The organism is Stenotrophomonas sp. NPDC077420 (genome assembly GCF_044543385.1).
Classification (GTDB): domain Bacteria; phylum Pseudomonadota; class Gammaproteobacteria; order Xanthomonadales; family Xanthomonadaceae; genus Stenotrophomonas.
Window position 1 is genome coordinate 222,077 of record NZ_JBITVZ010000001.1, and the last position, 25,061, is coordinate 247,137.

25 protein-coding genes are annotated in these 25,061 nt (G+C 66.7%); 13 read left to right on the forward strand and 12 right to left on the reverse strand.

The genetic code is table 11. The annotated features are described in order from the left end of the window. From ACIGII_RS00965 to ACIGII_RS00995, 7 genes are all read right to left on the reverse strand, one after another. Entirely contained in the window at positions 1-1,308 is a 1,308-nt protein-coding gene (locus tag ACIGII_RS00965) for an FAD-dependent oxidoreductase (RefSeq protein WP_399635664.1), read from the reverse strand. Beyond that, on the reverse strand, positions 1,305-2,696 hold the full coding sequence (locus ACIGII_RS00970) for a UbiA family prenyltransferase (protein ID WP_399635778.1): 1,392 nt from the start codon (positions 2,694-2,696) through the stop codon (positions 1,305-1,307). Before ACIGII_RS00970 ends, ACIGII_RS00965 begins: the two co-directional genes overlap by 4 nt. A gap of 111 nt (positions 2,697-2,807) precedes the next feature. Beyond that, complete coding sequence (locus ACIGII_RS00975) at positions 2,808-3,797, reverse strand: YbhN family protein (RefSeq protein WP_399635662.1); 990 nt, start codon at positions 3,795-3,797, stop codon at positions 2,808-2,810. Positions 3,798-3,867: 70 nt separating this feature from the next. Further along, on the reverse strand, positions 3,868-5,634 hold the full coding sequence (locus tag ACIGII_RS00980; RefSeq protein ID WP_399635660.1) for an LTA synthase family protein: 1,767 nt from the start codon (positions 5,632-5,634) through the stop codon (positions 3,868-3,870). Positions 5,635-5,860: 226 nt separating this feature from the next. Next, positions 5,861-6,241, reverse strand: a complete 381-nt coding sequence (locus ACIGII_RS00985) for a GtrA family protein (RefSeq protein ID WP_399635658.1) — start codon at positions 6,239-6,241, stop codon at positions 5,861-5,863. A 55-nt stretch (positions 6,242-6,296) separates the two neighbouring features. Next, positions 6,297-7,235 carry an electron transfer flavoprotein subunit alpha/FixB family protein gene (locus ACIGII_RS00990; protein ID WP_399635656.1) on the reverse strand — a complete coding sequence of 313 codons (939 nt, stop codon included), beginning with the start codon at positions 7,233-7,235 and terminating at the stop codon, positions 6,297-6,299. Continuing rightward, positions 7,235-7,981 (reverse strand): electron transfer flavoprotein subunit beta/FixA family protein, encoded by a 747-nt coding sequence (locus ACIGII_RS00995; RefSeq protein ID WP_399635653.1) that lies wholly within the window; start codon positions 7,979-7,981, stop codon positions 7,235-7,237. The genes ACIGII_RS00990 and ACIGII_RS00995 overlap by 1 nt, the downstream gene beginning before the upstream one ends. A gap of 267 nt (positions 7,982-8,248) precedes the next feature. On the opposite strand from ACIGII_RS00995, the gene rfbB reads away from it, so the two are divergent. From rfbB to rfbD, 4 genes are read left to right on the forward strand one after another with little or no spacing between them, the layout of a single operon-like run. Next, positions 8,249-9,304 carry a dTDP-glucose 4,6-dehydratase gene (gene rfbB / locus ACIGII_RS01000; protein WP_399635651.1) on the forward strand — a complete coding sequence of 352 codons (1,056 nt, stop codon included), beginning with the start codon at positions 8,249-8,251 and terminating at the stop codon, positions 9,302-9,304. 10 nt (positions 9,305-9,314) lie between these two features. Then, the gene (rfbA, locus tag ACIGII_RS01005) at positions 9,315-10,202 is read left to right on the forward strand and encodes a glucose-1-phosphate thymidylyltransferase RfbA (protein ID WP_399635646.1); all 888 of its coding nucleotides are present in this window, start codon (positions 9,315-9,317) and stop codon (positions 10,200-10,202) included. After that, entirely contained in the window at positions 10,199-10,771 is a 573-nt protein-coding gene (gene rfbC / locus ACIGII_RS01010) for a dTDP-4-dehydrorhamnose 3,5-epimerase (protein WP_399635643.1), read from the forward strand. The genes rfbA and rfbC overlap by 4 nt, the downstream gene beginning before the upstream one ends. Beyond that, positions 10,768-11,658 (forward strand): dTDP-4-dehydrorhamnose reductase, encoded by an 891-nt coding sequence (rfbD, locus tag ACIGII_RS01015; protein WP_399635640.1) that lies wholly within the window; start codon positions 10,768-10,770, stop codon positions 11,656-11,658. Before rfbC ends, rfbD begins: the two co-directional genes overlap by 4 nt. A gap of 53 nt (positions 11,659-11,711) precedes the next feature. Here the strand turns inward: rfbD and ACIGII_RS01020 are convergent, their stop codons facing one another. After that, positions 11,712-13,112 (reverse strand): mannose-1-phosphate guanylyltransferase/mannose-6-phosphate isomerase, encoded by a 1,401-nt coding sequence (locus ACIGII_RS01020; RefSeq protein ID WP_399635638.1) that lies wholly within the window; start codon positions 13,110-13,112, stop codon positions 11,712-11,714. A gap of 11 nt (positions 13,113-13,123) precedes the next feature. Further along, entirely contained in the window at positions 13,124-14,473 is a 1,350-nt protein-coding gene (locus ACIGII_RS01025) for a phosphomannomutase (RefSeq protein ID WP_399635635.1), read from the reverse strand. 124 nt (positions 14,474-14,597) lie between these two features. Between ACIGII_RS01025 and ACIGII_RS01030 the strand changes: the two genes are divergently transcribed. Both ACIGII_RS01030 and ACIGII_RS01035 read left to right on the forward strand, forming a co-directional pair. Continuing rightward, positions 14,598-15,329: a CoA transferase subunit A gene (locus ACIGII_RS01030; RefSeq protein WP_399635633.1), complete on the forward strand. Its 732-nt coding sequence runs from the start codon at positions 14,598-14,600 to the stop codon at positions 15,327-15,329. A 1-nt stretch (position 15,330) separates the two neighbouring features. Continuing rightward, a complete protein-coding gene (locus ACIGII_RS01035) occupies positions 15,331-15,957 on the forward strand; it encodes a CoA transferase subunit B (RefSeq protein ID WP_399635631.1) in 627 nt (208 codons plus the stop codon). Positions 15,958-16,000: 43 nt separating this feature from the next. On the opposite strand, the gene ACIGII_RS01040 is transcribed toward ACIGII_RS01035, so the two are convergent. Further along, complete coding sequence (locus ACIGII_RS01040) at positions 16,001-18,055, reverse strand: glycoside hydrolase family 99-like domain-containing protein (protein ID WP_399635628.1); 2,055 nt, start codon at positions 18,053-18,055, stop codon at positions 16,001-16,003. Positions 18,056-18,247: 192 nt separating this feature from the next. On the opposite strand from ACIGII_RS01040, the gene ACIGII_RS01045 reads away from it, so the two are divergent. Genes ACIGII_RS01045 through ACIGII_RS01065 form a run of 5 tightly spaced genes read left to right on the forward strand, consistent with a single transcriptional unit; the run spans position 18,248 to position 21,780 of the window. After that, positions 18,248-18,664: a hypothetical protein gene (locus ACIGII_RS01045; protein WP_399635625.1), complete on the forward strand. Its 417-nt coding sequence runs from the start codon at positions 18,248-18,250 to the stop codon at positions 18,662-18,664. Next, complete coding sequence (locus ACIGII_RS01050; RefSeq protein ID WP_399635622.1) at positions 18,642-19,856, forward strand: hypothetical protein; 1,215 nt, start codon at positions 18,642-18,644, stop codon at positions 19,854-19,856. The genes ACIGII_RS01045 and ACIGII_RS01050 overlap by 23 nt, the downstream gene beginning before the upstream one ends. Continuing rightward, positions 19,849-20,811: a glycosyltransferase gene (locus ACIGII_RS01055; RefSeq protein WP_399635618.1), complete on the forward strand. Its 963-nt coding sequence runs from the start codon at positions 19,849-19,851 to the stop codon at positions 20,809-20,811. The genes ACIGII_RS01050 and ACIGII_RS01055 overlap by 8 nt, the downstream gene beginning before the upstream one ends. Continuing rightward, positions 20,795-21,187, forward strand: coding sequence for a GtrA family protein (locus tag ACIGII_RS01060; RefSeq protein WP_399635616.1), 393 nt, complete (start codon positions 20,795-20,797; stop codon positions 21,185-21,187). Before ACIGII_RS01055 ends, ACIGII_RS01060 begins: the two co-directional genes overlap by 17 nt. After that, entirely contained in the window at positions 21,184-21,780 is a 597-nt protein-coding gene (locus tag ACIGII_RS01065) for a hypothetical protein (RefSeq protein ID WP_399635613.1), read from the forward strand. The genes ACIGII_RS01060 and ACIGII_RS01065 overlap by 4 nt, the downstream gene beginning before the upstream one ends. Positions 21,781-22,102: 322 nt before the next feature. On the opposite strand, the gene ACIGII_RS01070 is transcribed toward ACIGII_RS01065, so the two are convergent. Together ACIGII_RS01070 and ACIGII_RS01075 are read right to left on the reverse strand one after the other, a co-directional pair. Continuing rightward, a complete protein-coding gene (locus ACIGII_RS01070; RefSeq protein WP_399635611.1) occupies positions 22,103-23,068 on the reverse strand; it encodes a UDP-glucuronic acid decarboxylase family protein in 966 nt (321 codons plus the stop codon). A gap of 161 nt (positions 23,069-23,229) precedes the next feature. Beyond that, positions 23,230-23,547: a hypothetical protein gene (locus tag ACIGII_RS01075; RefSeq protein ID WP_399635608.1), complete on the reverse strand. Its 318-nt coding sequence runs from the start codon at positions 23,545-23,547 to the stop codon at positions 23,230-23,232. A 453-nt stretch (positions 23,548-24,000) separates the two neighbouring features. On the opposite strand from ACIGII_RS01075, the gene ACIGII_RS01080 reads away from it, so the two are divergent. Both ACIGII_RS01080 and ACIGII_RS01085 read left to right on the forward strand, forming a co-directional pair. Next, a complete protein-coding gene (locus ACIGII_RS01080; RefSeq protein WP_399635607.1) occupies positions 24,001-24,585 on the forward strand; it encodes an alpha-ketoglutarate-dependent dioxygenase AlkB family protein in 585 nt (194 codons plus the stop codon). A gap of 271 nt (positions 24,586-24,856) precedes the next feature. Then, positions 24,857-25,057 (forward strand): helix-turn-helix domain-containing protein, encoded by a 201-nt coding sequence (locus tag ACIGII_RS01085; protein WP_399635605.1) that lies wholly within the window; start codon positions 24,857-24,859, stop codon positions 25,055-25,057. Positions 25,058-25,061: the final 4 nt, after the last annotated feature.

The following is a 25,061-nucleotide window of genomic DNA, read 5'->3' on the forward strand; positions in this document are numbered from 1 at the left end:
TTACTCCATGACCCGGCGCCAGAAGCCGGATGAAAAACGGGGGTCGATATGGGACGCGAAGGCTTCCCAGGCGGGAAAGGCCTGGCGGAACAGCGCACCGGACATGCGCGCGTCCTTGGCCGGATACACCGCCCCGCCCGCCTCCGCGACGATGCGGTCAAGCCGCTCCAGCATCGTGAACAGGTCCGGCCCGGTATTGGGAAAATCCAGCGCCAGGGTAGTGCCGGGCCGCGGGAAGGACAGCATGCCCGCGGCCGGCGCGGTGCCGAATTCCTTCAATACCGCCAGGAACGAGCCCCGCCCGCTGCGGGAGATTTCCCGCAGCAGCTCGGCGGTGGCGTCGCGGGCGGTGGCCGGCGGCAATACGCACTGATGCTGGAGGAAGCCGGCCGGCCCGTACATCCGGTTCCAGTCGTTGATCCCGTCCAGGGGATAGAAGTAACTCTGGTAGTGCGCGACATGGCGCCTGCTGCGGGCGGGCTGGCGCCAGTAGTACAGGGAGTTGAACGGGCGCAGGGTCAGGCGGTTGACCATCGACACCGGCGGCACCACCGGGATGCTGCGGCGTGGCCGGGTGCTGGGGATGGCGGCCTGCGGATTGCCGCGCGCATGGTCGCCGCGCAGGAAGTGCCCGCGCCCCAGCTGCCTGCCCGTGGCCAGGCAGTCGATCCAGGCCACCGTGTACTCGAAATCCGCAGCGGACTCGCGCGAAAGCGTGAAGAACGCATCCAGCGAGTCGAAGCGGATCGATTCGGTTTCCATCCAGGGCCCGGGCACGCGCCGCAGCTGCAGTTCGGCCCAGGTGATCAGACCGGTGAGGCCCAGCCCGCCCACGGTGGCGCCGAACAGGCTGCTGCGGTCGGTGCCATCCAACGCAATCCGCAGGCCATCGCTGCGCAGCAGCTCGAGGCGGCGGACGTGGTGACCGAAGCTGCCGGCGCGGTGGTGGTTCTTGCCATGCACGTCGTTGGCTATCGCGCCGCCCACCGTGGCGTAGCGGGTGCCGGGCGTCACCGGCAGGAACCAGCCCTGCGGCAGCGCGATGTCGATGATGTCGGCCAGGGTCACCCCGGCCTCGCAGCGGATCACCCCGGTCGACGGGTCGAAGGCAATGAACCGGTCGAGCCCGCCGGCCATGAGCAATGCGCCGCCCGGGTTGAGGCAGCTGTCGCCATAGCTGCGGCCATTTCCGTGGGGCAGCAGCGATGCGCCGGTGTCCGGCAGCGCCGCCGCGCGGTCGATGACCGGCAGCAGCTGCTGTGCCGCCTGCGGGTAGCGACCCCATGACTGGCCACGGCCAGCGCTCATATCGCGGCCAGCACGATCAGGACGCACAGGGCGATGACCACCTGGCTGCCGCGGTCGGTGGCGGCGAACACGATCGGGTCATCGTGCATGTTGCCGCGATGGGCGACGATCCACATGCGGCTGATCCAATAGAGCAGCATCGGGCACAGCAGCCACAGCACTTTCGGGTGCCGATACAGTTCCAGGCTCTCGGGGCTGTTGATGTACAGCGCGAACACCAGGACCCCGATGTAACCGGCTGCCGCGCCAAGCGACTGCACCAGCGGGAGATCGGCCACCGAATAGCCGCGCCCTTGTGCCAGCTGCTTGCCGTTGGCCAGCGCCGAGGCAAGCTCCGTGTACCGCTTCAGCATCGCCAGGCTCAGGAACACGAACATGGAGAATGCCAGCAGCCAGAACGACAGCTCCGACCCGATCGCCACCGTTCCGCCAATGATGCGTACGGTGTACAGCGCGGCCAGCAGGACCACGTCGATCATCACGATCCGCTTGAGCTGCAACGAGTAGCTCAGGGTCATCACGTAGTAACAGAGCAGCACCACGGCGAACTCGACGCTGCACAGCAGCGCGAGTGCGAACCCCATCAAGGTGATCAACGGCGCGACCAGCAGGCCGTGCAGCAGTGGCAGCGTACCGGCCGCGAACGGTCGCCTGCGCTTGCGCGGATGCATCCGGTCCGGGGTCAGGTCGAGCAGGTCGTTGAGCAGGTACACGCCTGATGCGCAGAGGCCGAAGGCCAGGAATGCGATGCCGGCGTCGATCAGCGAGGCGGGGTCCAGGAAACGGTGGGCCGTCAACAGCGGCACCAGCACCAGCAGGTTCTTCAGCCACTGGTAGACACGCACGGCCTTGATCCAGGTCACCAGGCCGCCGTTCTGCGACGGCAGGTGGGCCAGCACCTCGGTCTGCCTGCCGGCGTCGCGGGCAAGCTGCGCCCCGTTGTTGACGACGATGGCGCCACCGGCACGAGCCCACACCAGCAGGTCCACGCGGCCGTTGCCCATGTAGTCGAAGCCCCGTTCGCCGAAACGCTGCGCCAGCGCGTCGCCCTTGTTGCGACCGGACAGGTTGGTCTGGCCATCACTGGCCATGACCTCATCGAACAGCCCCAGGTGATCGGCAATGGGCTGCACCAGGATCTGGTCCGACGCGGTGCACAGCACCCGCGGGCGCTGCGTGGTGCTGCGCAGGATCTCCAGCACGCGCTCGTCATATGGCAGCGTTTCTGCCGGCAGCGTGACACGGGATGCCAGCTGCCGCTTCACGGCGGCCTTGCCGCCCAGCAGCCAGAACGGGATCAGGAACAGATACAGCGGATTGCGGGCGAGCAGCGCCAGCAGGGACTCATACAGGATGTCCGAGCGGAGCAGGGTGCCGTCGAGATCCACGCAGAGGGCACGGGATTCAGGGGTCAAAGCGTGGAGCTCCTGGGCAGAAGGGCGTGGACGACACCGGGTGAACATGGGTCGGCCCGGAATTATGGCAGGAGTTACGTTACGTCACTGACCGCGCTCACGCTGCGCGCCCAGCTCAAGGCTGAGCATCGCCAGCATGCCGATTGCGATGGCGAACCACAGGCTGGCCAGCCGGATGCCGACTGCGACCGCCAGGGAAACGTCCAGCGGCGCGCCGATCGCGCCCAGCATCAGCACGATCGCGGCCTCGGTCGTGCCTACGCCACCGGGAACGAAGGACGCGGCGCCCGCCAGCATGGCAAGGGGATAGATGCCCAGTCCCTGCTGCCAGGTCAGGCTCAGGCCCATGGCCTGGCAGAGGTAGGTGAAGGCTGCTGCGGTCAACAGCCACGCCACGGCGCCCAGCGCCAGGCCCTGGGCGGCCAGCCGCGGGCGCAGGAGCGGGCCTGCCTGGGTCACGCCGTGGACCAGGAAGCCCGCAAGCCGGCGCGGCCGGGATCCCGGCACGCGCGAGGCCAGGGCGGACAAGCGCCGTTGAAGCCAGGGCCAGCAACTGGCCAGGCACAACGCCAGCAGCAGTCCAGACACCAGACCGGCCAACACGCCGAATGCGGGAATCAGCGTGGCTGCCGCGATGCCAAGCAGGGTCAGGATGGCCAGATCAAGGCCACGCTCGAAGATGAAGGCTGCCAGCACCTGGGCCGGTTGCACGCCCATCCGCCCGAAATACCGGATGCGCAGGAGCTCGCCGGCCTTGCCGGGGGACACCGTGAAGGCGAAGCCCGCCAGATAGGCGACAAGCCCCGACCACCAGCCGAGGTGCGGGTGACCCTGCGCAGCCAACGCCAGCCGCCAGCGCTGGTAGCGCACCACGAAGCTGGCCAGGACCAGGGCCACGCAGACGCTCATCGGGCCGGCGTGCGACGCAAGCCGGGCGAGGAGGCCAGTGCCGCGGTCGATGTAGAGAAGCAGGGCCAGGTAGGCCGCTCCGATGACCAGCAGGAAAAGCGGCGATCGCCTGCGCGACCCGGGCGATGCCGGGACAGCGGGGGACGCGGGAGGAAGCGGGCACACGCGGCAGGGCTCCGCTCAGGCAGGCGTAGTAGCGTACCCGAAGCGTGGGCGCTACGGCGCGCAGTGCCCGCTAGTGGACATCAAGCACCACGTCCATCGACTTGTAGCGCTCGATCAGGCGCTTGCCTTCTTCATAGTAGGAGCGCTGCTCCGGCGGCACGTAGTAATCGGAATACGAGCGGTCCGCATCGGTGAGGATGTACTGGCCGCCTATGCTCGAGATCCGGTCGAAGGCGCACGCTTCGAACAGGCTGCAGCCCAGGAACAGGTTGCGGCTCTTGCGCGCCTCCAGCAGGCTGAGCAGCGTTGGCGCCAGGTCCAGGGAGTTCTTGCCGGCCACGTCGACCACGCTGTGTTTTACGCCGGTCCAGTACATCAGCAACGGAATCGTATCCACGAAGTAGTTCTCGATCCGGGGGTCCGCCCTGGTCGCGTTGGGCGAGGGGTAGGTGGAATGATCGCTGGTGATGACCAGTACGGTGTTTTCGTGCAGGCGGCTGGCCTTGAAACGCTCGATGAAACGGCCGATGTCGCGGTCGTACGAGTGGAACCGGTTCAGCAGGGGGTTGCTGCCGTCGCCGTACCTGGCATCGCCGTCAAGAAACGCGTGGGTCTGGAAGTTGTAGGCCGCCGCAAAGAACGGGTGATCGGCCGGTTGCTTTTCCAGCTCGCCCAGCATGGCGCTGAACAGGTCCGCATCGCTCAGGACCTTCGGCCGCGCCCCCGGCGCATTCCCGGTGTAATGCTCGTAAAGGTAATCGCGCCCCAGCGTCCGGTCGAAGCCAAGCGTCTCGATCATGTTGTTGATGTATTCCTGCTGGGACAGGAAGAACATGCTGTGGTAGCGCTGCGACCGCAGCACGTTCGGAATGCTGACCCGGGGCACGGCGTTGATGTCCTGGGATACATCACGCTGGCCGGTACCCGTCCCTTCTTCGTTGTAGCCATCCATTTCCTGGTGGCCCGAGGTCAACTGGCCACGCAGGCCACGGAACGTGGCAGCGGTATGGTTGTAGTAGTTGCGGAAAACCAGCGATTCGCCGGCGAGGCGATCCAGGTTCGGCATCAGGCCGGGATGGGCGCCGCCGTAGGTTTCCATCCACCGCGCGGACATGCCCTCGGTGAAGATCACGATGACATTCGGCCTGTCAGGCAGCCCCTGCCGGTAGGTCGCCGGGAACTCCTCGCCGTAGGTCGTGCGCCGCAGGAACTCGGTTCGCACCTTGAGCAGTTCCGCCGCACTCAACTGCTCGGGTGCGTTCATGCCAAGGTAGGTCGACAGGGTCCGTACGAACGAAGACACCGGCGCCTCGCCCCGGGTGACCACGATACCGCGCGCCAACGGCTGGTTCACCAGCGTGGCTGCGTAAAGCAGCGCAACCGCGCCGATGCCTACGGCGGCAGCAGCCGAACGGCGAGGCGCTGGCTGCGGTCGGTGGAAGACGGCATGGGCGAAAAATGCAGCCAGGAACGCGGCCAGCAACCAGTAAATGCCGGTAAAGGAAATAAGTCCGGTCACTTCCTGGTTGGCCAGTGCGATCGGAGGAATCAGGCCGCCGGAAATCCAGACCGAGTACAGCTGCGCCATGTAGACGCACCCGATCAGCGCAGGGACCAGCAGTGCCGCCAGGCGCAACGGCGCGCTGCGCGGTTTGAGGCAGAGCCGTGTGAGCATCTCCAGCAGCACCAGTTCCAGCGTGCAGGTAACGGCAAATGCCAGCAGGTCGGTGGTAGCGTAGAAAGGCCGCATTCTCAGCAGCAGCGCCAGTGTCACCAGTGCGGCAAGACAAGTTCCCCAGCCCGGCAGGCGACGGAGGAAATTCGAAGATTCGTGCATGATCAGTAACAGTTCTGCTTCGCGCTGCATCCGGTGTTGCGACCTTGGCACGGTCGGGAAACAACGCGAATGGCGCGGCTAATGCGGGAGCGCGATCATACGACGACAGTCATAAAACTGAAATACAAAAAGGTGCAGATAATCCTCCCGCGCCACGAAGGCACTTCGGGGGGTAAGAAAATACCTACAAACGCATCGGGGGCGGCCGGTTCCGGTCCGCCCTCGCTCAGGCTGGCTTCCGGAAAACCAGTCGGGAGAAAATCAGGTAGTTCCATGAGGCGATCATGCCCATGATCAGGAACTTGGCCAGCAGGGGGTGGATGCCGATGCGATCCACCATCAGCAGGATCAGGAGATTGCCTGCCGCCAGGTTGACGGCAGCCACCACGGCGTATTTGGCGAGCTCGCCGCCTGCATTGCCACGGCTCTGGAATACCCAGCGCCGGTTCAACAGGAAACTCACGATAAAGCCGCAGCCGAAGCTGATCGACTGACTTGCCAGCAGCCACGCCGTGCCCAGGGCGAACTGGAGTGCGATGAACGCGGCATATTCCACGGCGGCAGCAGAGCCGCCCGAAACCAGGAAACGCAATACGCGCTGGTTCATGTCGCCGCCGATGCCAAGGCGTCCGAAGACGCCCTGGCAACGAGAGAACCCAAGGTCAAAGCGCTGCTTCCAGCTCGGGCAGCAGGGTGAACAGATCCCCCACCAGGCCGATATCGGCGATCTCGAAGATCGGCGAATCCGGGTCCTTGTTGATCGCCACGATGGTGCCGGCGTCCTTGATCCCGGTCAGGTGCTGGATGGCACCACTGATGCCCACGGCCACGTACAGCTCCGGGGCGATGATCTTGCCGGTCTGGCCGACCTGCAGGTCGCTGGGCACATAACCGGCGTCCACGGCGGCGCGCGAGGCACCCACGGCGGCGCCCAGCTTGTCGGCCAGCTGGAAGATCACCTTGAAGTTCTCCTCCGAGCCCACGCCGCGGCCACCGGAGACCACGCGCTTGGCGCTCTGCAGGTCCGGGCGGTCGGTGGCACCGGCGGCCAGGCCGACGAAGCGGGTGTGCGAGGGCAGGGCGGCGTCCACGCTGGCGGCTTCGACCGGGGCGCTGCCGCCCTTGGCCGCTTCCGGCCAGGAGGCCGCACGCACGGTGGCAACCACGATCTGGTCGGCCGGGACCTCCACGGTGATGATGGCGTTGCCGGCGTAGATCGGGCGCTTGAAGCTGTGGCTGCCTTCAACGGTCATCAGGTCCGAGACCTGGTTGACCCCCAACAGGGCCGCCACGCACGGCATCAGGTCCTTGCCGAAGGTGGTGGAGGGACCGAACACGTGGGTGTAGCCGGTGGCCAGCTGCGCGATCTGCGGGGCCAGCACCTGGGCCAGGGCCTGGGCGTTGGCGGCATTGGCCACCGTCAGGACCTTGGTCACGCCGGCCAGCTCTGCGGCCTGGGCGGCCACGGCGGCCGGGTCGGCGGCCAGCACCAGCACGTCGATGCTGGCGCCGCTGATGGCAGCGGCGGCGCTCACGGTCTTGGCGGTGGCGGCGTTGATCTTGCCGTCGTGGTGCTCGGCAACAACGAGGATCTTGGTCATTACAGCAACCCCTTCTGCTTGAGTGCGGCAACCAGTTCGGCCGCGTCCTTGACCATCACACCCTTGCTGCGCTTGGACGGCGCGGCGTACTGGGTGGTCTTGAAGGTATCGGCGGCGTCAACGCCGAGGTCGGCCAGCTGCAGCGTTTCCAGCGGCTTGGCCTTGGCCTTCATGATGTCGGGCAGCTTGATGAAGCGCGGCTCGTTCAGGCGCAGGTCGGTGGTGACCACCGCCGGCAGGTCCACTTCCAGCGTTTCCAGGCCGGCGTCGACCTCGCGGGTCACCGTGGCCTTGCCATCGGCGATCTCCAGCTTGCTGGCGAAGGTCGCCTGCGGGCGGCCCCACAGCGTGGCCAGCATCTGGCCGGTCTGGTTGGCGTCGTCATCGATGGCCTGCTTGCCCAGGATGACCAGGTCCGGCTGCTCCTTCTCGACCAGCTTGAGCAGGGTGCGCGCGGCGGTCAGCGGCTGGATGGCCTGGTCGGTGACCACGTGGATGGCGCGGTTGGCGCCCATGGCCAGGCCGTTGCGCAGGTGCGCCTGGGCATCGGCCGGGGCGATCGTGGCAACCACGACCTCGGTGGCGATGCCCTTGTCGCGCAGGCGCAGGGCTTCTTCCAGGGCGATTTCATCGAAGGGGTTGGGGGACAGCTTGACGCCGTCGGTGACCACGCCGGAACCGTCCGGCTTGACCTGAATGCGGACGTTGTAGTCCACCACGCGCTTGTACGCGACGAGGATTTTCATCTGGTGCGGGATCCTTCAATAACGGGGAACGTCCGGTCGCGGAACACGGCAACCGGTTCGGGGGTGGGACCGCGATTCTAACTGCCTGCGAGGCACCATGCGAATGCGTATGGTATTTGTGCATCGCAGCAATGAACGCCCTCCCGCTGCGGTTCCCGTTCACTTGGGGAATGAAGTGGTGAAGACACTGCCGTTGTATGCTGTTCCGCTAAATAGGGCCGGTGCCGACGCGCCGCCCGGGACGAATATCAGACAGGAGACGCAGTAGTGCCCACATGGCTTGTCACCGGCGGAGCCGGATTCATTGGCGGAAATTTTGTCCTGGAGGCGGTGTCCAAGGGCAACCGCGTCATCAACCTTGACGCGCTCACCTATGCGGGCAATCTCAAGACCCTGTCCAGCCTGGAAGGCAACCCGAACCACGTCTTCGTCGAGGGCGATATCGGCGACCAGGCCCTGGTGGCCAAGCTGCTCGCCGAGTACCAGCCCGACGCCGTGCTGAACTTCGCCGCCGAAAGCCACGTCGACCGCTCCATCGACGGCCCGGGCGCGTTCATCCAGACCAACGTGGTCGGCACCCTGGGCCTGCTTGAGGCGGTGCGTGACTATTGGAAGGCGCTGCCGGCCGACAAGGGCCAGGCATTCCGCTTCCTGCATGTCTCCACCGACGAGGTGTACGGCACCCTGGGCGAGACCGGCAAGTTCAGCGAAACCACCCCGTATGCGCCCAATTCGCCGTATTCGGCGTCCAAGGCTGCTTCGGACCACCTGGTGCGTGCGTTCCACCACACCTACGGGCTGCCGGTGCTGACCACCAACTGCTCCAACAACTACGGTCCGTACCACTTCCCGGAGAAGCTCATTCCGCTGGTGATCGCCAAGGCACTGGCCGGCGAGCCGCTGCCGGTTTACGGCGACGGCAAGCAGGTGCGCGACTGGCTGTTCGTGAGCGACCACTGCGAAGCCATCCGTACCGTGCTGGCCAAGGGCCAGGTGGGCGAGACCTACAACGTGGGCGGCAACTCGGAAAAGGAGAACATCGAAGTGGTGCACGCGATCTGCGCGCTGCTCGATGCGCGTCGTCCGCGCGAGGATGGCCAGCCGCGCAGCAGCCAGATCACCTATGTCGCCGACCGTCCGGGACACGACCGCCGCTACGCCATCGACGCATCCAAGCTGAAGGACCAGCTGGGCTGGGAGCCGAAGTACACCTTCGACCAGGGCATTGCCTTCACGGTCGACTGGTACCTGGACAACCAGGAATGGGTGAACGGCGTGCTCGACGGCAGCTACCGCCTGCAACGCATCGGCACTACGGCCTGAAGGATTTCCCATGACTCAACGCAAGGGCATCATCCTGGCGGGCGGCTCCGGCACCCGCCTGTATCCGATCACCAAGGGCGTCAGCAAGCAGCTGTTGCCGGTGTACGACAAGCCGATGATCTATTACCCGCTCAGCGTGCTGATGCTCGGTGGCATCCGCGATGTGCTGATCATCAATACCCCTCACGAGCAGGCGCTGTTCCAGGCCATGCTCGGCGATGGTTCGCAGTGGGGCATGAACATCGAGTACGCCGTGCAGCCGAGCCCGGACGGCCTGGCCCAGGCGTACCTGATCGGAAAGGACTTCGTGGACGGCAAGCCGAGCTGCCTGGTGCTGGGCGACAACATCTTCCACGGCCATGGGCTGCGTGAAGTGCTGCGCAGCGCCGACCAGCGCGAAACCGGTGCCACGGTCTTCGGCTACTGGGTGACCGATCCGGAGCGTTACGGCGTGGCCGAGTTCGACGCGTCGGGCAAGGTGATCGACCTGGTCGAGAAGCCGGCCAATCCGCGTTCCAACTATGCGGTTACCGGTCTGTATTTCTACGACGGCAATGCCAGCCACCATGCGGCCGAGCTCAAGCCGTCGCCGCGTGGCGAACTGGAAATCACCGATCTCAACCAGCGCTACCTGCGCGAGGGCAACCTGCACCTGGAAGCCCTGGGGCGCGGTTATGCGTGGCTCGATACCGGTACGCACCAGTCGCTGCTGGAAGCGTCCAACTTCATTGAAACCATCCAGACCCGCCAGGGCCTGCAGATCTGCTGCCCGGAGGAAATCGCCTTCGGCCAGGGCTGGATCAACGCCGAACAGCTGGAAGCGCTCGCCGCGCCGCTGATCAAGAACGGATATGGCCAGTACCTGCATGCGCTGGCCGTGCGTGGAGTCGTGCCATGAAAGTGATTGAAACCAAGCTGCCCGGCTGCGTGGTGATCGAACCGGCGGTGTTCGGCGACGAGCGCGGCTTCTTCTTCGAAACCTGGAACGCCGAACGCTTCGGCCAGCACGGCCTGCCGACGAAGTTCGTGCAGAGCAACGTGTCCACCTCGGCCAAGGGCGTACTGCGTGGCCTGCATTACCAGTGGCCGCGCCCGCAGGGCAAGCTGGTCAGCGTGCTGGAAGGCGAGGTGTACGACGTGGCCGTGGACATCCGCCGTGGCTCGCCGACCTTCGGCCAGTGGGAAGCGGTGGTGCTGAGCGCGGAAAACAAGAAGCAGTTCTGGATTCCGGAAGGCTTCGCCCACGGCTTCGCGGTGCTGTCCGAGCGCGCCGTGTTCAGCTACCTGTGCACCGAGGTCTACCTGAAGGACTTCGACGCCGGCGTGCGCTGGAATGACGCCGACGTGGGCGTGGACTGGCCGATCAGTGGCCCGACCCTGTCGGCCAAGGATGAGGCTGCGCCGTTCCTGAAGGACATCGCCGAAGACCGCCTGCCGGACTACGCCGCGCTGCAGGGTACCCCGTGACGGTGCTGCTGTTTGCCGGCAACGGCCAGCTGGGCCAGGAACTGCTGCGCGCCCTGGCGCCGGTGGGCACGGTGGTGGCCACCACCCGCAGCGGCACCCTTGCCGACGGCACGGCGTGCGAGACGGCGGATTTCAACCAGCCTGAATCGCTGGTGGCGCTGCTCGACCGCGTGCAGCCCGGCATCGTGGTCAATGCGGCGGCCTACACCGCCGTGGATCGCGCCGAGGAAGATCGCGACGCGGCCTGGCGTGCCAATGCGGAGGCGCCTGGCGTCATCGCCCGCTGGTGCGCGGCGGCGGGCGTACCGCTGGTGCATTACTCCACTGACTATGTGTTCGACGGGCAGGGCACGCGCCCGTATCGCGAAGACGACGCCACCGCACCGCTGGGCGTGTACGGGGCCAGCAAGCTGGCCGGTGAAGACGCCATCCGCGCGGCCGGTGGGCGTCACCTGATCTTCCGCACCGCCTGGGTGTATGCCTCGCACAGCGCCAATTTCCTGCGCACCATGCTGCGTGTCGGCGCTGAACGCGATGTCCTGCGCGTGGTCGCCGACCAGGTGGGCACGCCGACGCCGGCGGCATTGATTGCCGACGTGACCGCGCAGGTGGTGCAGCATCCGGCGCAGCTTTCCGGCACCTGGCACCTGACGGCCAACGGCGAAACCAGCTGGCATGGCTTTGCCGAGGCGATCTTTGCCGAGGCAGTCGCGGCGGGCAAACTGGCCCGCGCGCCGAAGGTCGAGGCGATCACCACGGCCGACTACCCGACCCCGGCAAAGCGCCCGGCGTATTCGCACCTGGACGTGGCGAAACTGGAATCGGATTTCGGCATCACCCTGCCGGATTGGCGGACGGGATTGCAGCGCGTGGTTGCAGAGCTCTAGGAAAAAAAGAACCCGGCCAGAAGCCGGGTTTTTTTTTGGAGCAGGCGTCCGATTCAACTCCGCCCGTACGTATCCTCGAACCGCACGATGTCATCCTCGCCAAGATAGCTGCCGGACTGCACTTCGATCAGCTCCAACGGCAGCTTGCCCGGATTGCGCAACCGGTGGGTAACACCCAGCGGAATGTACGTGCTCTGGTTTTCGCCCAGCAGGATGACCTCGTCGCCACGGGTCACCTCCGCCGTGCCACTCACCACCACCCAGTGTTCGGCGCGATGATGGTGCATCTGCAGGCTGAGCGTGCCACCGGGCTTGACCGTGATCCGCTTGACCTGGAAGCGCTCACCGTTGTCGATTGAATCGTAGGCGCCCCACGGGCGGTAGACCTTGCGATGCCAGGTGGCTTCCGGGCGCGCATCGGCCTTGAGCTGGGCCACCACCTGCTTGATCTCCTGCATGCGGTCGCTGCGGCCGACCATCACCGCATCGTCGGTTTCCACCATGATCACATCGTCCAGCCCCACCAGTACGATCAGGCGCTCGCCGTAGGCATAGGTGTTGCGGCAGTCGATGGCGATCACGTCGCCGTGGTGGGCGTTGCCGTCGGCATCCTGCTCGGACACATCGCGCAGTGCCGTCCACGACCCCACGTCGTTCCAGCCGGCGTCCAGCGGCACCACCACGGCGTCGCGGGTCTTTTCCATCACCGCGTAGTCGATGGAGTCGGCGCGGACGGCAGCGAAGGCGTCCTTGTCCAGGCGGGTGAAGTCGGCATCGCGCCGGGCCAGCTGCCAGGCGTTGCGGCTGGCGGCCAGCATGTCCGGCTGCAGCCGTTCCAGTTCGGCCAGGTAGCGCGAGGCGCGGAACAGGAACATGCCGCTGTTCCAGAAGTACTCACCGGACTGCACGTACTGCTGCGCGGTTTCGGCGTCGGGCTTCTCGACGAAGCGGTCCACCGCGCGGACCGCGCCGCCCGGCAACGCCTTGATGTAGCCATACCCGGTTTCAGGTCCGGTGGGGACGATCCCGAACGTGACCAGCTTGCCGTCCTGCGCGGCAGGCAGTGCGCTGAGCACCGCGGCACGGAACGCCGCCTCGTCGGCGATCACATGGTCCGACGGCAGCACCAGCAGCACCGGGTCGCCTTCCAGCGTGGCTTCCAGCGCGGCGATCGCGATCGCCGGCGCGGTATTGCGCCCGACCGGCTCCAGCAGGATCGCCTGCGGCTGCACGCCCAGCTGCTGCAGCTGCTCGGCGGCGACGAAGCGATGCTCCTCGTTGGCCACCACCAGCGGTGCGCGCCCGGCAATGGGCGCCACGCGCTGCCAGGTGGCCTGCAGCATGGTCTGTTCGCCGGCCAGGGCCAGGAACTGCTTGGGGTACGCTTCGCGCGACAGCGGCCACAGCCGCGTGCCGGAACCGCCAGACAGGATGACCGGAAGGATGTCGTTCATCGGGTCGTGCCTCAGGATGCCTTGAGCAGCTGGGAGATCTCATCGGTGCGCTGCTGCAGCAACGCGGCATCGCCGCGCGATTCCACGTTCAACCGCAGCAGCGGTTCGGTGTTGGAGCTGCGCAGGTTGAAGCGCCACTGGCCGAAATCCGCGCTGATGCCGTCGGTGTGGTCCAGGGTCGGGGCATGCGGGGCGAAGTGTTCCATCACCCGCGCCACCGCCAGCTTGGCGTCGCTGACCTTGAAGTTGATCTCGCCGCTGCAGGGGAACTTCTGCATGCGTTCTTCGACCAGGTCGGCCAGCGAAAGCCCGGTTTCGGACACCAGCGCGGCAATCAGCAGCCACGGGATCATGCCGGAGTCGGCGTAGGCGAATTCGCGGAAATAATGGTGCGCGCTCATCTCGCCGCCGTAGACGGCGTCTTCGGCCCGCATCTTTTCTTTGATGAAGGCATGCCCGCTCTTGCACAGCACGGCCTGGCCACCGGCCGCTTCCACCATTTCCACGGTGTTCCACAGCAGGCGCGGGTCGTGGACCACCTTGCCGCCGGGCTGGCGGGCCAGGATGGCCTTGGCCAGCAGGCCGACCAGGTAATAGCCTTCGATGAAGCGGCCGGTATGGTCGAAGAAGAAGCAGCGGTCGAAATCGCCATCCCAGGCGATGCCGAAGTCCGCACCGTGTTCGAGCACGGCCTGTGCGGTCATCTCCCGGTTCTCGATCAGCAGCGGATTGGGAATGCCGTTCGGGAAGCTGCCATCCGGTTCGTGGGCGATGCGCACGAACTCAAACGGGAGGTGCGGGGCCAGCAGGTCGACGATGGTGCCGGCGCCGCCATTGCCGGCGTTGACCACCAGCTTCAGGGGCTTCAGCGCGGCGCGGTCCACGTAGCTCAGCAGGTGCTCGATATACGCGCGCTTGTCCGGATGCGACTGGATGCCGGCCTTGGGCTCGGCGGCCGGTGCGGTATCGGCTTCCACGGCATCGGAGATGGCGAACAGGCCGGTGTCCGAACTGATCGGCCGGGCCTGCTGCTTGACCAGCTTCATGCCGTTGTAGTCCATCGGGTTGTGGCTGGCGGTCACCATCACCCCGCCGGCGGCATTGAGGTGGTCGACCTGGAAGTAGACCTCTTCGGTCCCGCACAGGCCGATGTCCAGCACCTCGCGCCCGGCGCCACGCAGGCCGGCGGCCAGGGCGTCCTGCAGGGCGGGGCTGGTCAGGCGCACGTCATGGCCCACCACCACGGTGCCCGGCTCCAGCTGGGCCGCCAGCGCCACGCCGATCTTCCGCGCCAGGTCTTCGTTCAGCTCGTCCGGCACGCGGCCGCGGATGTCATACGCCTTGAATGCGGGGAGGGTCATCGGGGGTCCTTTCGGTAGTCAGTAGGCGAGTTTAGCCGCTGCGATGTATGGGAAGCGTTTTCAGCCGGGGACGCTACCGGCAATGGCTACAATGGGCCCTTACATCAACGAGGTGAGGGCGTAGATGAGCAAGTCCCCAGACAACGGCCGGCGCGGCAAACGCTACGCCAGCGCTGCCGACGCGCTGCAGGGTGCGGTGGCCGATGGCCAGACCCTGGCCGTCGGCGGCTTCGGCCTGTGCGGCATTCCCGAGGCGCTGATCGCCGCGCTGCGCGACACCGGGGTCAAGGGCCTGACGGTGATTTCCAACAACGCCGGCGTGGACGGGTTCGGCCTGGGCCAGCTGCTGGAAACCCGCCAGATCAAGAAGATGATTTCGTCCTACGTGGGCGAGAACAAGGAATTCGAACGCCAGTACCTGGCCGGTGAGCTGGAGCTGGAGTTCAACCCGCAGGGCACCCTGGCCGAGCGCCTGCGCGCCGGCGGCGCCGGCATCCCGGCCTTCTTCACCGCCACCGGCTACGGCACGGTGGTGGCCGAAGGCAAGGAAACCCGCGAATTCGACGGCAAGCACTACGTGATGGAAACCGCCCTGCGCGCCGACGTGGCGCTGGTCAAGGCGTGGAAGGCCGACGAGGCCGGCAACCTGGTGTTCCGCAAGACCGCGCGCAACTTCAATCCGGCCTGCGCGATGGCCGGCAGGCTGTGCGTGGTGGAGGTGGAAGAGGTGGTGCCGGTCGGCAGCATCGACCCGGACCAGGTGCACCTGCCGGGCATCTACGTGCACCGCATCGTGCACAACCCGACTCCCGAAAAGCGTATCGAACAGCGCACCGTGCGTGCGGAGGGCAACTGAGATGGCCTGGACCCGCGATGAAATGGCGCAGCGCGCCGCCCGCGAGCTCACCGACGGTGCTTACGTGAACCTGGGCATCGGCCTGCCGACGTTGGTGGCCAACCACATTCCCGACGGCGTGGACGTGTGGCTGCAGTCCGAGAACGGCCTGCTCGGCATCGGTCCGTTCCCGACCGAAGCCGAAGTGGATGCGGACCTGATCAACGCCGGCAAGCAGACCGTCACCGCGCGTGCCGGGGCCAGCTATTTCGGCAGCCACGACAGCTTCGCGATGATCCGCGGCGGCCACGTCAACCTGGCCATCCTCGGCGCGATGCAGGTCACCGACAAGGGCGACCTGGCCAACTGGATGGTGCCCGGCAAGATGGTCAAGGGCATGGGCGGCGCGATGGACCTGGTGGCCGGTGTGCAGCGCGTGGTGGTGCTGATGGAGCACACCGCGAAGAATGGCGAGCACAAGATCCTGCCCGAGTGCACCCTGCCGCTGACCGGCGTGGGCGTGGTCGACCGCATCATCACCGACCTGGCGGTGTTCGATGTCACCGACGGCGGGCTGAAGCTGGTGGAAGCCGCACCGGGCGTGGGCGCGGATGAGCTGAAGGAAAAAACCGGGGTCAGCTTCAGCTGAGCCGTCGGGAGGGGAATGACCCGCAGGCCGTCCGGCCTGCGGGTCAGCTGCGTCTGGCGTACGCGTAGCTGGGCGCGGTCGTGGCGCTGCCGAGCGTTTCCACGCGGTAGCCGGCGTCCTCGCACACCGCACCGAGCACGCGTTCCACCGCATGCGCCAGCGTGCCATCGATCTGGCCCTGCTCGTCCTCGAATGCGCCGGGGGCCAGGTGGGCGTCCAGCAGCGGGCGCAGCGCGGACAGGCGCACCCAGAACATGCTGCCGGAGCTGAACATGGCATCCAGCACCTCGGCCTGCAGTCCCAGGCGTACCGAGAGGCGTTGCAGGGCGGCTGCGTTGCCGCCCAGGTAGTCGCGGACGGGCAGCAGGTGCCCGGCCGGTGCCAGCATGCCCAGTTGCCGATCCTGCGTGAACCGGCGCATGGCCTCTTCGCCGCGTCCCTCACCCAGCAACTGCTGCAGCAGCTCCTGCCGCCATTGCACGCCCTGCGGCATGTGGGTGGAGCGCTTGGTATGCAGCTTCAGCACCACGTCCTCGCCCTGGTCGAGCAGCAGGTTGGCCACGTGCAGGAACGGCAGGATGTCGCGGCCGTGGTTGGCGAAGGCGTGTACCTCGCCCTGCAGCGAAGCCGCCTGCAGCAGGGCTTCCACCCGTGCGCGATGCTCCGGCGCGGTGGTGATCACCAGGCGGACCGGCAGCGCGCTCTGGCGCACGTGGGCCAGCAGTTCGACCAGTTCTTCCAGGTACCACGCATGGATCACCACGCACGCCCGCGCCGACGCGGAGGGCGACGAGGGCAGCCGCAATGCCTGCCGGGTCGCCTCGAGGTACCCGTGCCCCAGGCGCACGTCCGGTTCCAGCACGGCGCCCTCCGCCCACTCGTTCCACGCATTGATGAACACCAGCCGTTCGGCCGACGGCACCGTGGCAAGGCGCTGGTGGATCGTGGTCGACAGCCAGTCGCGGTAGCCGCGCGGCGAGGCATGCAGGTACACGCGCCCCTTGCCGGACCGGCGCGCTTCGTTGTCCCAACCGGGGTTCACACCCGGGTACAGGGGATACGCCGGCAGCGTGCGCGCGCCGATCTCGCTGGCCAGCGCGCGCCAGTCGCGCACGTCGCCCTGGAACGCCGGGTTGATCAGATACTGGTCCGCGGTCAATGCGCGCGGGTTGCTCATGTTCGGCGGGAACTCCACGGCGGCATCGAAGCCGATATCGCGTGGGTCCGGGCGCTCGAAGCCCTGTACATAGGCCAGGTGGATCTCGCCGATGTCGTGCTCGCGGCACCACTGCCGCCAGCGCTGCGCGGTGGCGCGTGCATCGGGGAACAGATGCGGGCGGTACACCAGCAGCATCGGTTTGCCGTCCACCTTGAGCGCACGCCGGTCACGCAGGTAGTCGGCGATGTGCGCGATGAAGGCCAGGTCATCTTCGGCACTGTGCTGCTGCCCGATCAGGATGTCGTCGTTGCGTCCGTCCCAGCGCCGCGCCCAGTTCTCGTTGGCCCAGCACAGGCAGAACGGCATGTCGATGCTGTCGTCTGCAAGCCACTGGCGCAGCGGGTCCTCCATCAGGGTGGTACCGCTGAACCAGTAGTAGTAGAAGCAGAACGCGCCGATGCCGTACTCGCGTGCCAGCGTGGCCTGGTCGCGCATCACCTGCGGGCTGCGCAGATCGTAGAAGCCCAGGTCGGCCGGCAGGCGCGGCTGTACGTGGCCCTCGAACTGCGGCAGGGCACGGGTGACATTGCGCCATTCGGTGAAGCCCTTGCCCCACCAGGCATCGTTCTCCGGGAACGGATGGAACTGCGGCAGGTAGAACGCGACCAGCGTGGCCGGCAGCGGCGCAGGCAGCGCGCCGGGGCGCCAGGGTACATGGCCGATGGCGGCTTCGTCGGCACGCAACAGGGGGCGACGCGAAGCGCCGTGCCCGGCATCCTCCACGCGCCCGCGCGCAGGCGGCGGTACCCACGCCGAGTGCCGGTCCAGGAAGCGGGTACGCAGGCGGTCGCGCTGCCCGTCGGAGAGCGGCAGGGCGCGGAAGCCCGCGCGCATCGCCGCATACACCACCGAGCGCAGCCGCGCTTTCAGGGTATCCATGCAGGATGGCGCTCGGTGGGGACGGGTGCGGCGGCAGGCATGCGGGGTCCAGTACGGCAGGGGTGGCGGACATTCTCGGGGTTGGGCCGGGCAGCGGCAAATCGCGACACCTTGGCGGGGTCCCCGCGACGATCCGCGCCGACGGCCTGCTAGACTTTCCGGCTTGGCTTTCGCGAATACTGGAATGTTGTCGTGATCACACCCTGGAAGGGAAAATACCCCGTGGCGCAGCGCTGGCTGGCCGGTCTGCTGATCGGTGCGGCACTGCTGGTGGGCCTGCGGGGCATTGCCAAGGACATCGAATTCGACCGCTCGCTGCTCGGCCAGGCCTTTGTCGCCGACGCCGGGTGGACCCGGTCGGTACCGGTCGAGGCGGTTGAAGCCCGCGAACTGCTCGCCGTCCACGACCCCGACCGCCGCCCGATCGCGCTGGACCGGAGCCTGTGGGAAGACCCGCTGGTGCGCGAGCGCCTGTGGGACGGTCTGTACCCCCGCCGCGTGGTGTGGGGCGAACGCGGCCTCATGCTGTTCCGGGCCGGTGCGCCCGTGCCCGATCGCTGCACGCACATCGCAAGGAGTGAGCGCATTGTTCTCGTTGACTGCCGCTGATACCGGCGCGCGCGCTGCGCTGGCGATGCTCGCCGGCGTGCTGCTCTGCTACGCCTTCGCCGCCCTGGGCTGGATCGGACTGCCCACGCAGCTGGCCTTCATTGCCGTACTCGGCTGCGCGGTGTGGTCGCTGCTGGCCCTGCGCGACGGCCGCATGGCCTGGATGATCGGCATCGTCGCGGTGCTGCTGGTGTTTGCCCTGGGCAGCCCCACCGACGAATGGGACCCGCGCTCGATCTGGCTGTTCCATGCCAAACGCATCTACCTGGACGGGTCGCTGTATACGCAGCTGGACGACTACGCCGTCTTCAGCCACAACGACTACCCGTCGCTGTTCCCGCTGTGGTCGGCCACCGCCGCCAAGCTGGTGGGCCATTGGAATGAGATCTTCCCCAAGGCCGCCGGCACGCTGCTGCTGTTGCCGCCGCTGCTGCTGATCGCGCGCAGCGTGCGCAGCGGGTGGGTGGCCGGGCTGGTCGCGGTGGTGGTGCTGAAGGTGGGCGGACGGTATCTGGTGGACGGCTACATGGACGCCTTCCTGGCGGTCTACGCGGTGGCCGCGCTGGCGATGGCGGTGCAGCCGCGTACGCAGCCCACCGGCGTGGCGTGGTTCACCCTGGCCGCCTACGCAATGGTGTCGGCGGTGCTGACGCTGACCAAGAACGAAGGTGCGGTGCTGGCGATCCTGGTGGCCATCGTCGCAGTGGCCACCTGCCTGCTGCGCGACCGTCGCATGCCGTGGGGCCTGCTGGTCGCCTTCGCCGTGTCGATGCTGCCGCTGCTGGCGTGGAAGCTGGCCGTGGCTGGCGCGGACCTGGGCAACGACCTGGCCCGCAGCGACCTGAAGGGGCAGTTGCTGGCGCGCCTGCCCGACCTCTCGCAGAGCGTGCTGATCCTGAAGGCGCTGCTGCGCAGCGACGCATGGATTCCCCTGGTGCTGCTGCTGGGCCTGTGGACGCGGACCTGGCGCACGCCGGCCGCGCGCGCCGCGCTGCTGGTCGCCGTGGCTTACCTGGGCGTGCTGTTCGCGGTGTACCTGAGCACCCCGCATGATCTGGAATGGCACCTGGCCACCAGCGCCCGCCGCGTCGCGCTGCCGATGCAGCTGCTGTTGATGTATGGGGTGCTGGTGCTGCTGGACCAGTGGAAGTCGGCTGCATCGCCCAAGGCGGCAGGGGAACAGCATGCGTGAGTCCAATGAGTCGTTCGTGGTGGTGACCCCGGTGTACGAGGACCACGTGGCCTCGACCCGGCTGTTCAGCGAGCTGGCGCGCCTGTACGGCGACCGCGTGTACGTGGTGGCGGTGGACGACGGTTCGATCCGCGAACCGGTGCAGCCGGAGCAGCTGTCCGCGTCGGGCGTCAACGGGGTGGTACTGAAGCTGCGCCGCAACGTGGGCCACCAGAAGGCCATCGCGGTCGGGCTGGGCTATGTGGAAGAGAATCTGCCCGACGCGCAGCGCGTGATCGTGATGGATTCGGACGGCGAGGACCTGCCGGAAACCATCGCCGAGCTGCTGGCAGCGACCCGCGACGAGAACGTCGACGTGGCCGTGGCGCGGCGCCGCAGCCGGGTGGAAACGCTGCGCTTCCGTGCGTTCTACGTGGTCTACAAGTTCATTTTCCAGCTGCTCACCGGGCGCACCATCAGCTTCGGCAACTTCATGGCGATCAAGGTCGGTGCGCTGCACCGGCTCAACGCCATGCACGAGGTCTGGACCCATGTGGCGGCCGGCCTGATTGCCAGCAAGCTGCGCCTGGCGGTGTGCCCGATCGACCGTGGCCCGCGCTATGCCGGGCAGAGCAAGATGAACTTCGTAGGGCTGACCCTGCACGGCTTCCGCGCGCTGATGGTGTTCGCCGAGGACGTGCTGGTGCGGGTCGGCCTGATCTGCGTGCTGGTGTCCTCGGCCTCGATCGTGCTGGCGGTGGTGGCCACCCTGCTCAAGCTGGCCGGCTACGCCACCCCGGGCTGGTTCTCGATGGCGCTGGGCGTGCTGTTCCTGGTGTTCCTGCAGACCGGCACGCTGACCCTGATGACGCTGATGCTCAGTGGCATCGTCCGCGGCACCATTCCCAAGCCGGGTGCCTATCGCGAGTACCTGGCCGGGGTGATCGAGGTCACGGCGGATGCAACGCCGCGCTGACCTGCGCCAGCTGGCGCGCTACGTCATCAATGGACTGGTGGCCACCGGCGTGCACTTCCTGGTGCTGACCCTGCTGGTGGAAGTCGCGCACGTGCCGTCCAAGGGCGTGGCCAACCTGCTGGCGGCGGCCGTGGCCATCATCGCCTCGTTCCTGGGCAACCGTTACTTCGTGTTCGCCGCCACCCAGGCCCGCGCCAGCGGGCAGCTGTGGCGGTTCGTGGTGCTGTACGCTGCGATCGCGCTGCTCAACGGCGGCTTGATGGCGCTCTGGTCGGACCTGCTGAGGTTCGATTACCGCGTGGGCTTCGTGCTGATCAGCATCGTGCAGTTCATCCTTTCGTTCCTGGGCAACCGCCTGCTGGTATTCAAGCCATGAAAACCCTCCTCAAGGCGGCACTGCTGACCCTGGTCTACATCGGGCTGCTGCTGGGCATCCACTACCTGCACGTGCGCTTCTTCACCGTGGACGTGGTGTTCTACGCGGCCATTGGCGATGCCCTGCTGGCGGCGGTGCTCACCGGCCTGGTGCTGCTGGCCTCGCCCTTCCGCGCATTCACGCCCGCCGAGCGGGTGCTGCTGGCCCTGGTCTGGCTGCTGGGTGGCTACGCGTTCGCGATCTCGGTGCCGACGGTGATCGACCGTTCGCTGTCGTTCTACATCCTGGAGAAGCTCGACCAGCGCGGCGGCGGCATCCGCCAGGACGCGTTCCAGGACGTGTTCACCAAGGAGTACATGGTCGAACACCGGCTGGTGGACGTGCGCCTGACCGAGCAGGAAAGCTCGGGCACGATCCACATTGAAAACGGCTGCGTGCTGCTGACCGACAAGGGCCGGCGCGTGGCTGGCATGAGTCGTTTCTACCGCCAGCATTTCCTGCCAAAGCAGCGGTTGCTGCTGGGCAAATACTCCGACGACCTGACCGACCCCTTCCGCCACAGCCGCCAGGACGTCACCTACCAGTGCCGGTAACGCCTACGGCTGAAACATCAACGCGGTCGTAGCGCGGACGTAGCGCCGATGGGTAGCGCCGATGGGTAACGCGGACGGGTAGCGCGGACGGGTAACGCGGACGGGTAGCGCCGACGGGTAACGCCGACGGGTAACGCCGACGGGTAACGCGGACCGGTAACGCGGACCGGTAACGCGGACCGGTAACGCGGAGGTAGAGCGGACTGTTAGTCCGCTGCTCTTCGCGCAGAAAGCAGCCGTCTAACAGACGGCTCTACCCCGCAAAAGCAGCCGTCTAACAGACGGCTCTACCGCGCCACATGCAGTCGTCTGACAGACGGCGTTACCGGGATTCGCTCAGCAGGCCGTCAAAGTACGCGATCGTCCGGCGCAACCCTTCTTCCAGCTTCACCTGCGGCTCCCACCCATTGAGCCGGCTCTTGGCCAGCGTGATGTCCGGCTGGCGCTGCATCGGGTCGTCCTGCGGCAACGGCTTGAACACCAGCTTCGACCCGGAATTGGTCAATGCGATCACCGCCTCGGCCAGCTCGCGGATGGTCATTTCCGCCGGATTGCCCAGGTTGCACGGCCCGGTGAAATCCCTGTCGGTGGCCATCAAACGCATGAAGCCCTCGATCAGGTCATCCACGTAGCAGAACGACCGCGTCTGCTGGCCTTCACCGTAAATGGTGATGTCCTCACCCCGCAGCGCCTGCACGATGAAGTTGGACACCACGCGCCCATCATTGGGATGCATGCGCGGGCCGTAGGTGTTGAAGATGCGCGCCACCTTGATATCCAGCCCATGCTGGCGGTGGTAATCGAAGAACAGCGTCTCGGCGCAACGCTTGCCTTCGTCGTAGCACGAGCGCGGACCGATCGGATTCACGTTGCCCCAGTACTCCTCGCGCTGCGGGTGCACGCTCGGGTCGCCATACACCTCGCTGGTGGAGGCCTGGAAGATGCGGCAGTCCAGCCGCTTGGCCAGGCCCAGCAGGTTGATCGCACCATGCACCGAGGTCTTGGTGGTCTGCACCGGGTCGTGGCTGTAATGCACCGGCGACGCCGGGCAGGCCAGGTTCCAGATCTCGTCGACCTCGATATACAGCGGGAAGGTCACATCGTGGCGCAGGAATTCGAAGTGGGGGTTGCCCAGCAGGTGCGCGATGTTGCGCTTGGTGCCGGTGAACAGGTTGTCCGCGCACACCACTTCGTGGCCCTGGTCGAGCAGGCGTTCGATCAGGTGCGAGCCGAGGAATCCGGCGCCACCGGTGACCAGGACGCGCTTGCTGCTGTCGTGACTTCTCATGCAGGAACCTTGTGACAATGCGGCGGGTGGGGGCGCAACGGAAATGCGCCTCAGGCCGCAGATTGTAGTGGACTCCACGGGGAGCTGACGCGTGCCCGGTCCGACCGGCCCGGTAGCGCCGGCCGTTGGCCGGCCCAGGCGGTCCCCGCAACCCCGTACCCTCACGGCATCGGCTGCCGCCGAACTCGCCTGCGCCTCACCGGCCGCAATTCCACCGACACCGGCGGCTCCACCACCCGCAGCAGCACGGCCCCTTCATACACCTCCACCGTCATCCGGGCCCCCGGCTCGATGCCGGCCTCGCACAGCCACATGCCGCGCAGCTTCAGGCAGGGAATCAACAGCGCGCCGGGCTCGGGTCGCTCGCGGCACAGCGTGCCGACCCGCACGCGCTTGGGCTTGTGCCAGTGCAGGCGGGTGCGGGGAGCGGAGGCGGTGGAAGTCGGGGTGGAGGGTGTTTCGACATCGTGGGAATGCATGGTGGCGCTCTCCAGGAAATCTCCCTCGCCGGAATGGCGAGGGAGTCGGGAGGCTGAAAACCGTGCAAAGATCCGGTGCGACGTATTCCCCGTTAGGGTGTTGTATTAGCCACCCTCCCGACGCAGAACGTCCAACTTTTCTTTACGGAGTTTTCAGACTCCAGGGCGAACCATGCGGCACCTGCAACGATACCTACAGTAGATTTTTTCTGTTGATTCGCGCGTGTTGGAAGGCAGTGTGAATAGTAGTGACGTAATGCGCTCGATCTCTGGCGTGGCGCCTTGCGGCGCAAGGCACACCACGGAATGCGACGTAGTTGGCAGTGTGGGCCGACATGGCATTTTTTCACGGTGGGAACGCCACACGCCCAGGTGGCGCTTTCAGCACCACGTCGCGACACGCGGTGGGCGCCGGCAGCCCGTTGGCCAGCGGCGGCGTGCTAGCGTTCCGCCATGGACCTGCATTTGCCCGACGCTTCCGTTCACTGGCATCGCCACTGGTTGCCGGCCGCCGAGGCCGACGCGCTGCAGCGCCAGCTGCGCGGCGAGGTGCCGTGGGAGGTGCACCGGATCCGCATGTTCGGCCGGTCCGTCGACTCACCCCGGCTGAGCTGCTGGATGGGCGACCCGGCCGCGCGGTACCGCTATTCGGGGACCGATTTCGTGCCGCACCCCTGGCACCCGGCCCTGGTGCCGCTGCGCGAGGCGTTGGGCAGGTTCTGCGGCCAGCCGTTCAACAGCGTGCTGCTCAACTGCTACCGCGACAACGACGACGGCATGGGCTGGCACAGCGACAACGAACCCGAACTGGGACCCACGCCGGTGATCGCCTCGCTCAGCCTCGGCGCCGCCCGGCGGTTCCTGCTGCGCCGGCGCGATGACCACGCGCGCAAGGCCGAGGTCACCCTGGGTCATGGGGACCTGCTGGTGATGGGCGGGCGCACGCAGACCTTCTACCAGCACGCCCTGCCGAAGAGCGCACGGCCCTTGGCCGAACGCATCAATCTCACCTTCCGCTGGATAGAAAACCCGGCGTAGAGCCACGCCGCGCCCCATGACCGGCGGGCGCCATTTCGATGAACGGATCGCCACGCGCCCGTAGCAATTTGCCATGGCACGGGAGGTGGCTCTGTTGCGTGGCTTCGTGGTGCCGGACGGGCTCAGCCACGCAGGGCGTGGCTCTACGATGGGTCGCCGGTTCGGCCAGGAGGGCCCTTCCGCTTGATGGGTTCACGGCGGATCTGGACCATGATGTGCGGCATATCGAACATTTTTTGAATTCATAGTAAAAATGTTCGATATGGCTCACATGGACACGCTCGCATCCCTCAATCCGCTCATGCTTGGTCGGGCCTATCGGGCAGAGCGCAGGGCGCTGGGCCAGACCCAACAAGAGGTTGCCGACGCGGCAGGGTTGCACCGTCGGGTCATCCTGGACCTTGAAGCGGGTCGGATTGTTTCCTTGCACACGGTCTTCTCTGCCGTGGCAGCGCTGGCAAAGGCTTGCTGATTGC

Bases quoted from the DNA above. Each gene is read 5' to 3' on its own strand.
- ACIGII_RS00965 (WP_399635664.1), bottom strand. From the start codon at position 1,308: ATGAGCGCTGGCCGTGGCCAGTCATGGGGTCGCTACCCGCAGGCGGCA.
- ACIGII_RS00980 (WP_399635660.1), bottom strand. From the start codon at position 5,634: ATGCACGAATCTTCGAATTTCCTCCGTCGCCTGCCGGGCTGGGGAACT.
- ACIGII_RS00985 (WP_399635658.1), bottom strand. From the start codon at position 6,241: ATGAACCAGCGCGTATTGCGTTTCCTGGTTTCGGGCGGCTCTGCTGCC.
- ACIGII_RS00990 (WP_399635656.1), bottom strand. From the start codon at position 7,235: ATGACCAAGATCCTCGTTGTTGCCGAGCACCACGACGGCAAGATCAAC.
- ACIGII_RS00995 (WP_399635653.1), bottom strand. From the start codon at position 7,981: ATGAAAATCCTCGTCGCGTACAAGCGCGTGGTGGACTACAACGTCCGC.
- rfbA (WP_399635646.1), top strand. From the start codon at position 9,315: ATGACTCAACGCAAGGGCATCATCCTGGCGGGCGGCTCCGGCACCCGC.
- rfbC (WP_399635643.1), top strand. From the start codon at position 10,199: ATGAAAGTGATTGAAACCAAGCTGCCCGGCTGCGTGGTGATCGAACCG.
- ACIGII_RS01020 (WP_399635638.1), bottom strand. From the start codon at position 13,112: ATGAACGACATCCTTCCGGTCATCCTGTCTGGCGGTTCCGGCACGCGG.
- ACIGII_RS01025 (WP_399635635.1), bottom strand. From the start codon at position 14,473: ATGACCCTCCCCGCATTCAAGGCGTATGACATCCGCGGCCGCGTGCCG.
- ACIGII_RS01030 (WP_399635633.1), top strand. From the start codon at position 14,598: ATGAGCAAGTCCCCAGACAACGGCCGGCGCGGCAAACGCTACGCCAGC.
- ACIGII_RS01035 (WP_399635631.1), top strand. From the start codon at position 15,331: ATGGCCTGGACCCGCGATGAAATGGCGCAGCGCGCCGCCCGCGAGCTC.
- ACIGII_RS01040 (WP_399635628.1), bottom strand. From the start codon at position 18,055: ATGGATACCCTGAAAGCGCGGCTGCGCTCGGTGGTGTATGCGGCGATG.
- ACIGII_RS01055 (WP_399635618.1), top strand. From the start codon at position 19,849: ATGCGTGAGTCCAATGAGTCGTTCGTGGTGGTGACCCCGGTGTACGAG.
- ACIGII_RS01060 (WP_399635616.1), top strand. From the start codon at position 20,795: ATGCAACGCCGCGCTGACCTGCGCCAGCTGGCGCGCTACGTCATCAAT.
- ACIGII_RS01065 (WP_399635613.1), top strand. From the start codon at position 21,184: ATGAAAACCCTCCTCAAGGCGGCACTGCTGACCCTGGTCTACATCGGG.
- ACIGII_RS01070 (WP_399635611.1), bottom strand. From the start codon at position 23,068: ATGAGAAGTCACGACAGCAGCAAGCGCGTCCTGGTCACCGGTGGCGCC.
- ACIGII_RS01075 (WP_399635608.1), bottom strand. From the start codon at position 23,547: ATGCATTCCCACGATGTCGAAACACCCTCCACCCCGACTTCCACCGCC.
- ACIGII_RS01080 (WP_399635607.1), top strand. From the start codon at position 24,001: ATGGACCTGCATTTGCCCGACGCTTCCGTTCACTGGCATCGCCACTGG.
- ACIGII_RS01085 (WP_399635605.1), top strand. From the start codon at position 24,857: ATGGACACGCTCGCATCCCTCAATCCGCTCATGCTTGGTCGGGCCTAT.